Raw genomic sequence first — 13,378 nt, 5'->3', positions numbered from 1 at the left:
CAGCAGTTCGACGTCATCCTGCACTACCGCGTGCAACAGGACCACCCGCAGCGCCCGCGGATGCACGGCCAGCGAGCCGGCTCCGAGCAGACCATCCCGCGGACCCCATAGTGTCCAGTTTTCCATATACGACTCCGCCGCCTTGCATCGTTGCGGCAAATTACCCGCCCAGTCGTTGCTCGATCACGGGCCTCCAGGGTACCAAGCTGAACGCCTTACCGTCATCGAGCATCGCATAGCGGCACTGGAGAGCATCACGCTGCAGCGGTAGATGCCAGCTGTACGCTGGCCGTCGGCTAGGGGGCACTCCAAGTCAGTTTCGGAGGCAATGTCCCTGGTGGACTGCGCTAATTCGCGATTGCGCAGTGTGCCCAGTAGGTTGCGCACCAAGACCACACATTGGCCGCGCCCCTGGGGCTGCTCCTAACCGGAAAGAGCCCACCGCCATCTGAAGCAACTCTCCCATTGAGAATCTAGTAGCTGTGGGCTCCAGCGTGCCCTTCATCGCGCCAGGTCCGTCCTTGTAGAGGGCGGATTCGGTTTTGCGCGCGTGCGCAGTCAATTGGCCTCGCCCACTGCAATCCCTTTGAGATGTCAGCAGCAGAACTGCCACGCCATTGGTGTGTGAGAAGGGGAGGGGGCGTACAGCGTCGGCACCTGTTCCTCCACGAGGCAATCCATCGCACAGCGCTGTCTCGTAACCCCATTCATGAGCATTTGCTGCTGAGGCGACCGAATCGCGCCGAAGTTTGCGGGTTGGTTCAAGACCGAGGTCTGCCGATCAGTTCCCGACGGCCAATGGATTCGGTGTCGCCTCGGCGATTTTCGTGAGGGTGTTGCGATCGGTGTGGTGAAAAGGTTCGACCAAGCCCCTGATTTGCATTACCGTGTCTTGATCGTAGGACCAAGTCCCATCAGCGTTGAACATGACCTTGATACGCCACTCCATGGTAGTGAATGCATGCTCAATGAATGGGTTGGACACGATCCCGTTCACCAGACTTCCGTGCGTGGCTGAGAGTTCGAAGCTATCTGACTCTGCGCTCGTTTGGCCGCTTGCCATGGCGATTTGGCCCCGTGGGATTGCCAGGGTATGTATGACAGTTTGGGTGGCGGGCTCCCACAACCAGTAGCCCACTTGGTCGTGATACATCTTCTTCAGGCCTGGCTTGTGAATGTAGGTGTGGTATCTCAGGCCATACAGGACCTGTGGGCCATTGGTTTGAGGGTCTATCGGTTGCAACTCATAGTGCTCGACGTAGACCTGTGTCTTTGGCCCTTGTGCCTTGGGTTTGACATCAATGCCTTTCTCGCCACGCCAAACGCCCGCCATTCTGCGCAACGGTCCGAGGTTGGCGAGGGTATCTCCATCCAGATTGGAGGGTTCCGTGTAAATATCTTCGGGAAAATTGGGCATGGGTGAGGCAATGGTTGAGGTCGTCGGTGGTTCAATTGTTTGCTTGCATGAGTATCGCTGGATACGAAATCGCCCCTTCTCGTCCTGCGAACCATCCGAGGGGCAATGACGTACAACGGGCGTTTGTTGCTGGGATGCGAGTGCCAGTTGTGCTCCATATCAGGATCAGCTGCGGGCAGCATGCTTCTCCAGTGTCAAACTGACAACCTCAAGCCAGAGGTAAGGGGCATCCGGTTAGCTGATCGGGATGCCCTCTCCACAACACGAGATAAGCTTTTGCGATGAATGCTAGGCTTCTGGTGGCTTCACAGGTTCTATTTTTCTACTCATCGTGATCGTCCGTCCACGTCCTCACTGGCTGCGTATGCTGTTTGTGCTACGAGGGTCGGTCCTGCCTGACATCGCCCCTCAACTGGTTGCAGCGACGGGATTCGCGGTGCTCGTGACGATGTGCCACGGGCAACTTCTTCAGTGGAAAATCCAGCTGACCTTCGTGCCGTTTTCGCTGATCGGCCTGACTCTGGCAATATTCTTGGGGTTTCGCAACAGTACAAGCTATGCGCGCTACTGGGAGGCACGCATGTTGTGGGGGGTGCTGTTGAATGACACACGCTCGTTGGTTCGGCAAGCCCTTACACACATCGATGATCCATCACATACGCGCGACTTCGCGATGTATCTGATTGCCTTTGTCCATGCTCTGAGACATCAGTTGCGCGGCAGTGACCCTTCCCCTGATCTTCGGCGCCTGCTCTCGGACAGTGCTTGTGTCCGCTTGCAGAATTTGCGCTACAAACCGGCTGCACTGCTGCTTCACGCAAGCCATTGGGTTCGTGAAAAACGCCAGGAAGGTGTACTGTCGCCGGTGCTCGTCCCGGTCATGGAATCCTCTATGACCCACCTCTGCGATGCACTCGGCGGCTGTGAAAGGATTGCCAACACACCGATTCCGTTCACATATTCCGTACTGATTCATAGAACAGTCTTTACCTATTGCCTGCTTCTACCCTTTGGTCTGGTTGACTCCATTGGGGCCATGACTCCCGTTGTCGCGGGATTCATTGCATACACTTTCTTTGCTTTGGAGGCTGTGGCGGCGGAGATCGAGGAGCCATTTGGGATGGCTCCGAACGACCTTGCTCTGGATGCAATGTCCAGCATGATCGAGGAATCTCTTCGTGAGATGCTTGGTGAGCAGTTGCCCGAGAAGCCCGATGCCGCAGAAATCATCTTGACTTGATCGGGCTTGTCGGGACATTTTTTTGAAGACCCGGGCCTTGCGTCGTTTCTTGTCCTTGTACAACTTCATGCCGGCATGGCGCACGACGTCCCTGGAGTTTTCACTCTCCTGAGTCTAGGCAGCGCTTCCGATACGCCCCTGGTTTCGATGAACTCTGCATGCTTTCGCACGGTCTTCTGGGAGGAAGTGAAAATCCGGCGCAAGCAGGATGCGATGAAGAGTGGCGTGAGAGGCAACGCGGAGAAAATCTCTGCCGACATCATCCGTCTCCTTCTAAAAATTCTCCCATTCCTCATTTCTGCCTGAAGGATGTTTCACGGCTTGGTCCTGTGGAATGGCGGAGGCACGCTGCCCTGTTTTTAGCACGGCCACGCGACTAGTCACAGGAGCGGTTGGTACCGCACGCAGGGCTGGCAGCGGCATCGCTGGAGGTTTGTTCTGTTGAGGGGATGTTGGGGAACTGATGGAACTGTCACTTCTACCGTTGTTTGGCAGCTTAAACACCGCTACAGCACGGACCAGTTCCCCCGCCTGGGCGTTCAGTGCGCTGGCTGCTGCGGCCATCTCCTCCACCAGCGCCGCGTTTTGCTGAGTTACCTGGTCCATCTGCGTGACGGCTTCTCCCACCTGGCCGACGCCTGCGCTTTGTTCACTGCTGGCCGCACTGATCTCACCCATGATGTCTGTGACCCGCCTGATGGATGTGACCACTTCGGTCATCGTTGTCCCTGCCTTGTCTACCAGAAGGGTGCCTTGCTCGACCCGTTCCACGCTGGCGGTGATAAGGCTTTTTATTTCTTTGGCGGCGTCGGCGCTGCGGCCAGCCAAGCTGCGGACTTCACCGGCCACCACGGCAAAGCCACGGCCTTGTTCGCCCGCCCGGGCTGCTTCCACCGCAGCGTTCAAGGCCAGGATGTTCGTCTGAAAAGCGATGCCGTCAATCACACTGATGATGTCTGCAATCTGTTTGCTGCTGTCGTTGATGCCCTTCATGGTTTCGACTACTTCAGCCACTACGTCGCCACCCTGCACCGCCACGGTGGATGCATTCACTGCCAACTGGTTGGCCTCGCGGGCGTTGTCCGCGTTTTGGCGCACGGTGGAACCCAGTTCTTCCATGGATGCGGCGGTTTCTTCCAATGCGCTGGCCTGCTGTTCTGTCCGGGCTGAAAGATCGTTGTTGCCCGAGGCTATTTGCGAACTGGCTGATGCCACGCCTTCAGCGTTTTGCCGTACTGCGCTGACGGTATTCACCAGACTCTGCTGCATGCGATGTAGCGCGCTCAACAATTGACCCGTCTCGTCCGTTGTCTTCACGCTGATATGGCCGCTGAGGTCACCATTCGCGACACGGTCCGCCGCTTCCACTGCCTGTGCCAGCGGGCGGATGATGGAGCGGATGATGGTGATCGCCAAGAAGATCGCCAATCCAACTGCTATCGCACCGGTGATCCATACATCGCGTTCCAAGGATCTGGCCGCAGCCTCCGCCCGCTCGCCAGCGGCCGCAGTGACCTGGGCTTGGTAGTCGACCTGTTCCTGGATCGTCTTCTGGTACTCCAGTTGCACAGGCCGGAGTCGATCTTGAAGCAACTTCAACGCCTCGTCCCTCTCTCCCTTCTGAATCAAGCTGATGTACTCGTCGCCCAACCCCAGGAAGCCCGTTCGGTGCTGCTGCATGCGAGCCAGGATCTCTTTCCCTTTCTCAGATCGGATCAAGTCGGTGAGTGTAGGAAGTTCCTTTGCAATCGATGCCCGCGCACCCGCCACTCGTTCCAGAGATGGCTTGACGACGGTGTCGGATGTCGACAGCGCAAGATTCCGAAACTGGATGGCTTGAACGTTTACTCCATCCGCCAGCGCGCCCATGGATTTGGTAATGGGAATCCGCCTGGTGACGATGTCATTGAGCTCTGTGTGCTGGCTTGCTGATCGTGCTAATGCAACGCCCCCCAGAATAATAAGCAGAAGCACCATGGCTGAGAAAGCTGCCACAAGCCGAGTGGAAATATTCAGACGATTCATTCTTCCCTCCATTGTTGTTTATTGGATTTGGCTGCCATTCGTTCCTGTGGTGGAACACCCTTGACCTGTCCACTCTCGTTCCTGTTCACCAGCACTTCGATCTCCTTAAGCTGGCAGGAGATTCACTGGTTCGCATGCCGTTGCCTTTGAACTGCATGATGGGGAGGGCCTTTGGTGGCGCCTCGGACCGACTTTTCTGTGTCAAATGATGATCTGCGCTTAGGTTTCTTCCAGCACCTTGTAGCGGGCCGAGCGGGCGCGATCCAATACGTGCCCAACGTGCAACCGCCGGGGAGCAGCACTTCCAGCGGCATGGATGTGTGTACGAGTGGCCTGGCTTTTTTTGGTCCGGCATTGAGTTGCTGTGCCAACGCGCCTCTTGCCCGTGGCGGCTGCCTACATCGCACGATCCGTCCTTTGCAGCAGCGTGCCCACATCTGTGTTTTTCCATCGGATTTCCTGTTGTCGTAGATATCTTGGAATTCCGAAACAGCAGTGCAACCGTTGTTTGCACTGCCAATTTTGAACCACCCTCATCGCGCTTGCACTGCTTTTCCCTTGGAGGAAATGCGTTCAGAAAACGCGTATTCATATCTATCAGATTTGGACCGGCAGGACGCGATTTGGTGTTGAAATGCGCACTAGTCCTATGCAAAGAAATCCATCAGCAACAGCTTGTTTGTAGAGTCGGCCATGAGAAATATCAATGACAAAATTGCCGCAAAATCAGCCAATGTTGGGTCGGCAAGACAGGTGGCCGTGGTGGTTTTTGACGGGGTGGAATTGCTTGACATTGCAGGTCCCCTGAGCGTCTTTAGCAAGGCGAACGTCTGGCTTCCGGGAAGCTACGCGCTGCGCGTGCTCGCGGCGCATGACAAGGCCGTCAACTCCAATGCTGGACTTGCGATCCTGCCCGACGCACCTTGGGCTGCGATTGATCCTCGATCGATCGATACGCTCATCATTGCCGGAGGGCATGAGGATGTGGTGCTCCATGAACTGCAACGTAGTGATCTCTGTGAATGGATAAAGGCAGTTGCATCCAGTGCTCGCCGAGTGACGAGTGTGTGTACTGGAGCGTTTGCGCTTGCGCATTCCAACGTACTACAAGAACGACGCTGCACGACCCATTGGAGTGCCTGTGGACTGCTTCAACGTCTGTGCCCTGGCACGACAGTGGTCAGCGACCAGATATTTGTGCGTGATGGAAACGTCTGGACCTCCGCCGGAATCCTGACGGGGATTGATCTTTCGCTTGCGTTGGTTGAAGAGGACCTGGGTAGGGACTGCGCATCACAAATTGCGCGTCTCTTGGTGCTGTCAGGAATGCGCCCTGGCCAGTCTCCGCAGATGAGTCCGCTCCTGAATACCCAGGCGCAAGCCAGTGACGCAATGAGGGATTTGCTGGCCTGGATTTACCAGAACCTGGCCAACGACCTGAGCGTGGAGACCATGGCAGAGCATATATCCCTCAGTCCGCGGCATCTCACGCGGTTGTTTCAGCGGGCTACCGGGAGTAGTCCGTCGAAGTACGTGCTGACAACCCGCTTGAGCCATGCCGCATTGCTACTGCGCGAGACGGATTGGAGCATTGATCAAATTGCCCATCGGTGTGGACTGGATTCGGTAGACACGCTTCAGCGTGGGTTTAAAAAGCATTGGGGCGTAACGCCTGGAGAATATCGAAAGAGCGACGGATTGATCCCGGCCAGCACGAATCGGAGCGTAGCATCGTGAACCTAGATGAGGCCTATAGCGCATTGACTCGCTTGGGAGCAGCCCGAATGGATCGGTTACCGAGAAAACCGAAACTCAATGGCAGGCTGCATGGTGAGTTCCTCAACGTCCACGAATCCGTCAGGCTGCACGAGGTCAGCAAGAAGAGGCCTCCGCAGGCTGCGTGTCCGGCGAGCACCCCTTGCGTGACATCGAGCAAATGAGCTTCACATCTGCGATCCGCGATAGCCAGCCTGCCAGCGATAGTGAGCACCACGGCCGGCTGTTGCCGCCTGCCATCTTTTCGATGAAAGCATCGAGCATCATATTGACGCGCTCCGCGTACCGATGCGTCCCTATGTCTCAGAGAATCTTTACCGGTCAACACGGTCTTCCTGCTTTCAGGAAGCGTCTCGCAACTACATGCAGTCAACATCCTACGACCAGTGTAGCCCTGCGCCCTTACGGTGGCAACAATGCAGAGATTGTAAGAAAGATAGTGGTCAACAGCCGCCTCCTTCTGGGTAGCCCTGCCGACGGCGGTCTGGCCTGACAAGGTTGTAACATTTGACGTATGGCTTATCTGGCGCGAATTCTGTCTCTGTACGAATATGTGAACTACCTCCTAGTAGTTCATGTTTTTTTTCCGCATCGCCGCTGGGTTCGGCTTGCGTGGAGATCAACAATATAGCGATCTACGCGCGTCGCCATCGCCACGTTACCAGCCCCAACAGCGTCGATAGGAGCAGCAGGCCCCACAGCGACAGCGTGGGGATGGTCGCCGGGGCGACCGGCATCGCAGGCGCACTTGCATCCACGATACGGCCATTGGTCGCGTCCAGGTCGCCGTCGCCCAGCGCGCCGTCGGTCAGGGTCAGCACCACCGCAGAGCCGCTGATCGTGGCTCGCGGGGAGGCGTACCAGTGCGCGCCCTGGCCGGGCGTGGGGCCGTGCTTCCAGAACTGGTTGGCGGCCATTGCATGCGGGGAGGTGATGGTGATCTGCACCGTGCGGCTGGGCGTGCAGCCTTCGAGGATGAGATCGAACAGGTCAGCCGCCAACTTCACGCTGGCAGGGGGCGGGGCCGCGGTGGACGCGGCCACGAACTGCGCGTGGGTAAAGCCGCAGCCCGCCCCGCCACCCGTCACCACGGCCTGCGCCGTCTGGCCCGGCTGGCTGGGCAGGGGCAGCGCGGGCGTGGTGGCGGGGCCGGGCGACTGGAAGGCTTGCGCGGCCGTGCCGTCGCGAACAAGGCGCAAGGCCAGGGCGGCGGTCTTGGCGGCGGGGTGCGAGGCGCTGTCGCAACAATCCACGCCCCACGCTTGGGCGGGCGCGGGGTGGGAGTTGGTGGACGACCAGAAGGTGCCTGCGCCCGGCGCGGCCGAGTCCACGGTGGATTCCAGCTCGGTGCGGTTGGACACTCGCCAGTCGGTTTGGCCTTGGTGGAGCGCGGCGTTGGCCTGCTGCCTGCTGCCAAGTGAGCAGCGCGGGCGTGCCGGTGCAGGCGCTGCCCGATGAGGTCTGGCCCCAGGGGCAGGCGTCCCATTGCAGCGGGGCGGCCTGGGCAGTGCAGGCCAGCAGGGCCGGGGCGGCGGCGGTTGGATACTTCATATCGGTGGTACCTTGACCTCGAAAACTTCGATCGTCACCGAGACGGGCGCGCTCTCGTTGTCATCGACATCGATGGCGGTGTAGGTGAACGTGTCGAAGCCGGTGGACGTGCTGCTGATGGGCACGTAGCAGATGATGGCGCCGAAGAAGCCCCAGGGGTTGACGGGGCCGGGCGCCGGCGCGCGTCTGCCCGTGGCGTCCATATGCTGCACCGAATCGACGGTGTCGCGGAGGGGCACGCAGATGCTTTTGCGGATGCCCGCGCTGGGGCTTGGGGCCGCCAGAGATTTCGAGCCGCCCACATGATCGGTCAGGTACCGATCTGATAGCTTTTGGCGCCCGCTGAGGAGGCGCTTCAACCACTTTCTATTCACAACCTCGTTTGCGCCGCTGCAGCGCGCCCGCGCCTGCCAGCAGGCCAGACAGCAGCGCCAGCCCCGCATGGCCCAGTGTGGGGATGGCGGCGGGGCCACCGGGACCGCCCGGATTGCCGCCGGGGCCGCCCGGGCCGGCCTGCACCTGCACGCAGCCCGAGAACTCGGAAGTCTCCAACTGGTTGTTGCCGCCGAAGTTGTGCGTGGCCGTCATGGTCAGGAAACTCCCTGCTGGCACGGCCGGCAGGTTGATGCTGCCGGTGTAGGTGCCGCTGCCGTCGGTACCCGCTTGCAGCCCGCCCAGGTAGGTACGCCCCTGGGGCGTGCAAGTGGCGTTGCTGAATACCTCGTAGATATGTGTGGCATTGGCAGCCGCGTTGGCAAGGCTGAAGTTCACCACTGTGCCCTGCGCATTGCCCGTTGTGCTGGTGATGGCGGGGGCGGGCTGGCCGCTGTTCACCGTGACGCTGCCGCCAGCGGTGTCGATCAGCTCGATGCCCGCCAGCGCGTTGCTGTGGATGCTGTTGCCCCGGATGCTGTGGTAATGCAGGTCGGGCGCGCCCGCATCGTTGCGCTCCACGCGCACGCCGTTGCCGCCCCAGTGGGCAATGGTGTTGCCCTCGCCGGGGTCGGCGCCGCCCACGCGGATGAGCGATGGGCTCCAGGCCGTTCCGCCGTTGGTGATGTACACGCCGCTGCCGGAGCCCGCGATGTTGGCCGCGCCGTCCGCCCCCACGCCGATGGCGTTGCCCTGCAAGGAAACGCCACTGACGCCGCCATACAGGAGCACCCCCGTGTCGATGGCGCCGATCACGTTGCCATAGAGGCCGCTGCCGCCCGATGCGTCAACGGCCACCCCCACATAGGTGCCGACGCGCAGCAGGCCCGCGCGGTTGGTGCCGATGTAGTTGCCCCGCACCTGGGTGCCGGTGGAGGTGGAGCTCACCGAAATGCCGAAGCTGAGGGAACCGCTCACGATCAGGTTGCGGTCAGCGGGGGCGCTGCCGCCCACCATGGTGTTGGCAGCGCCGTCGTAGATGAAGATGCCCCGCGTGTTGGCCAGCGTGCCCGTGGCATCGGCGATGGAGCCCGAGCCGTCGGTGCCGATGAAGTTGCCCGCAATGGTCACCCCGCTCAGGCCGCCCGGCACGTTCAGCCCGTTCAGAACGATGCCGTTGTTCTGAAAACCCGTGATCGCCAGGCCGCGCACCACCGAGTTGGACGCGCCCGCGTCGAACCGCAGGCCGTTTGCCGCGCCCGCGTTGGCCCCGTGCAGCCGCACGTTGACGACGGCGTTGTTGCCCACCGCCAGCGTGTTGGCGCTGGAGCCAGGCTGCGTGGTGCCATCGATCACGATGAGCCTGGCAATGACGGGCAGGGGCGAGTTGGGCGCAATGACGGCGGGCGTGTTGGGCGCGGTGGGGACGTTGAATTCGATGCGGTGGGGGCCTGCGTGCATGGAGGATTCCAGCAGGGCCGCGCGCAGCGAGCAGTGGCCGACCGTGGTGGTGCACAGGCCGTCGCCCAGACTAGTGTCGATGCCGTCACCTTCTTCGTTGACAACGAAGGTAGCCGCCCCCGCAGGGGGGCAGAACAGGTACGCGAGCAGCAGCGCGGCGGACAGGGTGCGGATGGTTTGCATGGATGGTTCCTCCTCAGTAGGCCTTTTTTGAGTGTTTTTGGGTACTAGCGCTTGTCCATCAGACGCGAATAGCTCTCTTTTTGATAGTGAATCGGTGGCACAGGCCCAGAGCGCCCAGCAGGCCAGAGAGCAGCGCCAAGGCGGCGTGGCCCAGCGTGGGCACGGCCACGGCGCCACCTGGGTTGCCTGGCCCACCCGGCCCGCCTGGATTGCCAGTGCCCGTCACTGTCAGCGTGAACACCGCGCTGGCGGTGCCGTCCTTGTCGGTGGCGGACAACATCAGCGGGTAGGTGCCAGGCGCGGTGGGCGTGCCGGTGAGCTGGCCTGTGGCGGCATTGAAGGCCGCGCCCGGCGGTAGCGTGCCGAGCAGCGCGTAGGGCTGGAGAGCGTCGCCGTCGGTGGCCGTCACGTACTGCGCCAGGGTGTGGCTGAAGGGTTGGTTCACCGGCACACTGGCGCTGCCCGGCGTCACTGCGGGCGGCGTGGCGCCGCCGCCCGCGCCGCCTTGCACCTGCACGGCCACGCACCGCGAGAACTCGGAGCTCTCCGCGTAGCCGTTCTTGCCGATGAGGGTGGCCGTCAGCGCCACATGGGTGTGGCCGGCGGGCAGGGCGGCAAAGGCCAGCGTCCCGGCCCAGCCGCCGCTGGGGTGGGTCTGCACGTCGGCCGCGCCCAGGAAGACTTGGCCCTCGCCATAGCCGCTGGCATCGCAGGCGGTGTTGGCGAAGGCCTCCACGCGGTAGACGGCGCTGGGCGATTGGCTGTCCATCAGCGTGGCGTAGATTTGCGTGCCGGCGGCGCTGCCGGTGGTGCTGGCGATCATGGGTTGGCGCACCGCCCAGATGGGCTGGGGCTGCGCGGGGTCGGAGCCCACGGCGGCTGGGTTGGCAGGGTCGATCAGCTCGATGCCCAAGGCGCCGTTGCTGTAGATGCTGTTGCCGCGCCAATTATTGCCCTGAGGGTTTTTCACCTGCAAGAGGTTGTGCTCCACGCGGATGCCGCTGCCGCCCCAGTGGGCGATCGTGTTGCCCTCGCTCGCGCCCGCGCCACCCACGCGGTTGTGCCAGGGGAAGGATTGGTTGATGTTTTGCTGATTGCGGATGAACACGCCGTGGCCGCTGCCGCCGATGGGCGAGGCGCCGTCGGCGCCCACGCCGATGCGGTTGGCCTGGATGTCGTTGCTGTCGCTCTCGTTGACGATGTCGATGCCCGTCTGGCGCGCGCCGATCACGTTGGTGCGGATGGTGACGCTGTTGCTACCATAGACTTGGACGCCGGTGGCCGCGTCGCCACGCAATTGGTTGCCGCTGCGCCCGGTGCCGATGAGGTTGTCGTGGATACGGGTGCCCAGCACCCTGTCGGAGGCGGCGATGCCTATGCCATCGGTGCGGGCCACGACCAGGTTGCGCCCGGCGGGGGAGCCATCGCCGACCGAGGTGCTCTGGGCGTAGTTGGCTACGTAGATTCCGTGCCGGTTGGCGAGCAGGCCGGCCGCGTCGTCCGGCGACCCGCTGCCGTCGGTGCCGATGAAGTTGCCAAGAACCTGCACCCGGTACACGTCGTAGGTCTGGTTGGAAGTGACCAGCATGCCCGCATGGCCGAAGCGTGTGATGGCCAGGCCGCGCACCACCGAGTCGGATGCGCCGGGCCGCAGATGAATGCCGAATGTGTCGGCGCCGGCATTCGCGCCATCGATGCGCACGGTGATGACCGCGTTCGTTCCCGTGGCGGCGCTGTTGGGGGTGCCGCCGTTGGTGTAGCCGTCGATGGTGACTTGGGAGGCGATAGCGGGCAGCGGCGTGGCGGGACTGATGGTGGTGGGCGTTCCGCCAAAGTTGAAGGCGATGGTGTCCGCGTCGATGTTGGCGTTCGCCTGCTCGATGGCCGCGCGTAGCGTACAAGTGGCGCTGCCGGGATTGCAATTCACCGCGCCGCCCAGCGGTGCGTCGCCCACATTGGTGACGATGACCGTGGCGGCCCCCGCAGAGGCGCAGAACAGGCTGGCGAGCAGCAGCGTCGAGGACAGGGGGCGGCATGTCATAAGGTGTACTTTTTTCTTGCTCTAGCGCCCGCCATTCATGCGCATCAAGCTAACTATCTTGATAGCCGTTGATATGTGACAGGGCTCAATCCACAGATTTTTCAGTGCCCCCAGGGCTGCGGCAATGACGGCAAACGCCAAGGAAATGACGCCACACGACACGCCCTATTTGCGACAATTTGTGCAGGTATCCGAACCGGAAACACAACAGGAAAGGAGCGGCGCATGAGCCCCTCTGTAGACTCACCCCAGACCGCAGAAGCGGCGGCCCCTACGGCGACGCTGCGCCTGTCCGGCATGCCCGGCGACCGGAATTTGAAGGCCATGCGCGACTACCTGGCCGGCTTGATGCGGGTGGATGTTGCCCCCGTCCACCAGAACCAGCCGCTGCATTACGAGGCTGGGCTGCGCACCTTGCCGGGTGCCAGTTGGGGCAGTTCACAGGCCAGCGCCGTAAGCAGCACGCGCACGGCGGCCTTTTGCAAGGACGGGCAGGACGATTTGATGCTGGTGATGCCCTCAGTGGGCATGACCATCGGTCAGCCAGGCCGTGATGCACTGCGCGTGCGGCCGGGCGAGGCGGCCCTGCTATCGCAGGCGAGGCCTATGCAGATCGTGATGGAGCAGGCAGGTGCATCGTGGGCCCTGCGCGTGCCGCATTCCGAGATGGAGCGCATGTTGCCGCGCCTAGGTGAAGCCCCCATGCTGGCTCTGCGCCCCACGCCCATGCTGGGCCTGCTGCAGCGCTACGGTAAACTGATCGAATCAGAGCCCCTGGAAGGGGCCGGCAGCCAGCAGTTGGTAGTGCGCCAGCTGCAGGACATGCTGGCCGTGGCCATGGGCCAGTCGCCCGACTATGCTGCCTGGGCTGAGGAGAATAGTCTGGCTGCGGTGAGGCTGCGGGCTGTACGTGCCGACATGGCCGCTCACCTGGCCACCAGCCGCCTGAGTCTGCAATCGCTCGCTGCACGCCAGGGCATATCGGCACGTCAGTTGCAGCGCGTGCTGGCATCGGCAGGTACCAGCTACGAAGAAACCCTGCGCCACACCCGCCTCCAAGCTGCCCATGCCATGCTGAAGGAGCCACGTAACGCGGGAATGAGCATCGAGGTCGTTGCATGTGCCTGTGGGTTTTCAGAGGCGTCGGCTCTGGGCCGGGCGTTCAAGCAGCACTACGGTGTGACGCCGGGCGAGGCACGATGGAGGCCGCAGTGAGTCGGCCTGAGGGCACTAACTGAATCGCCCCGGATTCCCTAGACACTTTTGAGCCGTTGGAAATGGCGTCTTTCGAACTCTACCGGTGAAGTATCTC

Annotated in this window: 9 protein-coding genes and 2 pseudogenes; 3 read left to right on the top strand and 8 right to left on the bottom strand. The window is 61.7% G+C overall.

Translation table 11 applies throughout. The annotated features are described in order from the left end of the window. Positions 1-163: 163 nt before the first annotated feature. Positions 164-408, bottom strand: a pseudogene (locus AC07OD_RS13380) (DUF3363 domain-containing protein); the annotation flags it as partial. A gap of 373 nt (positions 409-781) precedes the next feature. Beyond that, complete coding sequence (locus AC07OD_RS13375; RefSeq protein ID WP_494597061.1) at positions 782-1,417, bottom strand: FABP family protein; 636 nt, start codon at positions 1,415-1,417, stop codon at positions 782-784. A gap of 331 nt (positions 1,418-1,748) precedes the next feature. Here AC07OD_RS13375 and AC07OD_RS13370 point away from each other — a divergent pair, with 331 nt between their 5' ends. After that, a complete protein-coding gene (locus tag AC07OD_RS13370; protein ID WP_494597059.1) occupies positions 1,749-2,657 on the top strand; it encodes a bestrophin family protein in 909 nt (302 codons plus the stop codon). A gap of 273 nt (positions 2,658-2,930) precedes the next feature. Here the strand turns inward: AC07OD_RS13370 and AC07OD_RS13365 are convergent, their stop codons facing one another. Continuing rightward, positions 2,931-4,682, bottom strand: a complete 1,752-nt coding sequence (locus AC07OD_RS13365; protein ID WP_494597058.1) for a methyl-accepting chemotaxis protein — start codon at positions 4,680-4,682, stop codon at positions 2,931-2,933. Positions 4,683-5,375: 693 nt separating this feature from the next. Between AC07OD_RS13365 and AC07OD_RS13360 the strand changes: the two genes are divergently transcribed. Continuing rightward, positions 5,376-6,419, top strand: coding sequence for a GlxA family transcriptional regulator (locus tag AC07OD_RS13360; RefSeq protein WP_494597056.1), 1,044 nt, complete (start codon positions 5,376-5,378; stop codon positions 6,417-6,419). 142 nt (positions 6,420-6,561) lie between these two features. On the opposite strand, the pseudogene AC07OD_RS13355 reads toward AC07OD_RS13360, so the two are convergent. From AC07OD_RS13355 to AC07OD_RS13335, 5 genes and pseudogenes are all read right to left on the bottom strand, one after another. Next, positions 6,562-6,758, bottom strand: a pseudogene (locus tag AC07OD_RS13355) (IS3 family transposase); the annotation flags it as partial. Between the two features lie 335 nt (positions 6,759-7,093). Continuing rightward, on the bottom strand, positions 7,094-7,966 hold the full coding sequence (locus AC07OD_RS13350) for an Lcl C-terminal domain-containing protein (protein ID WP_494597369.1): 873 nt from the start codon (positions 7,964-7,966) through the stop codon (positions 7,094-7,096). A gap of 39 nt (positions 7,967-8,005) precedes the next feature. Then, on the bottom strand, positions 8,006-8,248 hold the full coding sequence (locus AC07OD_RS13345) for a hypothetical protein (protein WP_369643951.1): 243 nt from the start codon (positions 8,246-8,248) through the stop codon (positions 8,006-8,008). Positions 8,249-8,375: 127 nt separating this feature from the next. After that, positions 8,376-10,025: an IPTL-CTERM sorting domain-containing protein gene (locus tag AC07OD_RS13340; protein WP_494597054.1), complete on the bottom strand. Its 1,650-nt coding sequence runs from the start codon at positions 10,023-10,025 to the stop codon at positions 8,376-8,378. Positions 10,026-10,083: 58 nt separating this feature from the next. After that, the gene (locus AC07OD_RS13335) at positions 10,084-12,066 is read right to left on the bottom strand and encodes an IPTL-CTERM sorting domain-containing protein (protein ID WP_494597052.1); all 1,983 of its coding nucleotides are present in this window, start codon (positions 12,064-12,066) and stop codon (positions 10,084-10,086) included. Positions 12,067-12,291: 225 nt separating this feature from the next. On the opposite strand from AC07OD_RS13335, the gene AC07OD_RS13330 reads away from it, so the two are divergent. Then, the gene (locus AC07OD_RS13330; RefSeq protein WP_494597050.1) at positions 12,292-13,281 is read left to right on the top strand and encodes a helix-turn-helix domain-containing protein; all 990 of its coding nucleotides are present in this window, start codon (positions 12,292-12,294) and stop codon (positions 13,279-13,281) included. Positions 13,282-13,378 lie beyond the last annotated feature (97 nt).

It is taken from the genome of Acidovorax sp. GW821-FHT10E03 (assembly GCF_059415205.1).
Note: the sequence above shows the minus strand (reverse complement) of the source record. Positions and strands in the feature narration are given on the sequence as shown.

Coding starts and splice junctions, on each gene's coding strand:
- AC07OD_RS13375 (WP_494597061.1), bottom strand. CDS start 1,417: ATGCCCAATTTTCCCGAAGATATTTACACGGAACCCTCCAATCTGGAT.
- AC07OD_RS13365 (WP_494597058.1), bottom strand. CDS start 4,682: ATGAATCGTCTGAATATTTCCACTCGGCTTGTGGCAGCTTTCTCAGCC.
- AC07OD_RS13360 (WP_494597056.1), top strand. CDS start 5,376: ATGAGAAATATCAATGACAAAATTGCCGCAAAATCAGCCAATGTTGGG.
- AC07OD_RS13340 (WP_494597054.1), bottom strand. CDS start 10,025: ATGCAAACCATCCGCACCCTGTCCGCCGCGCTGCTGCTCGCGTACCTG.
- AC07OD_RS13335 (WP_494597052.1), bottom strand. CDS start 12,066: ATGACATGCCGCCCCCTGTCCTCGACGCTGCTGCTCGCCAGCCTGTTC.
- AC07OD_RS13330 (WP_494597050.1), top strand. CDS start 12,292: ATGAGCCCCTCTGTAGACTCACCCCAGACCGCAGAAGCGGCGGCCCCT.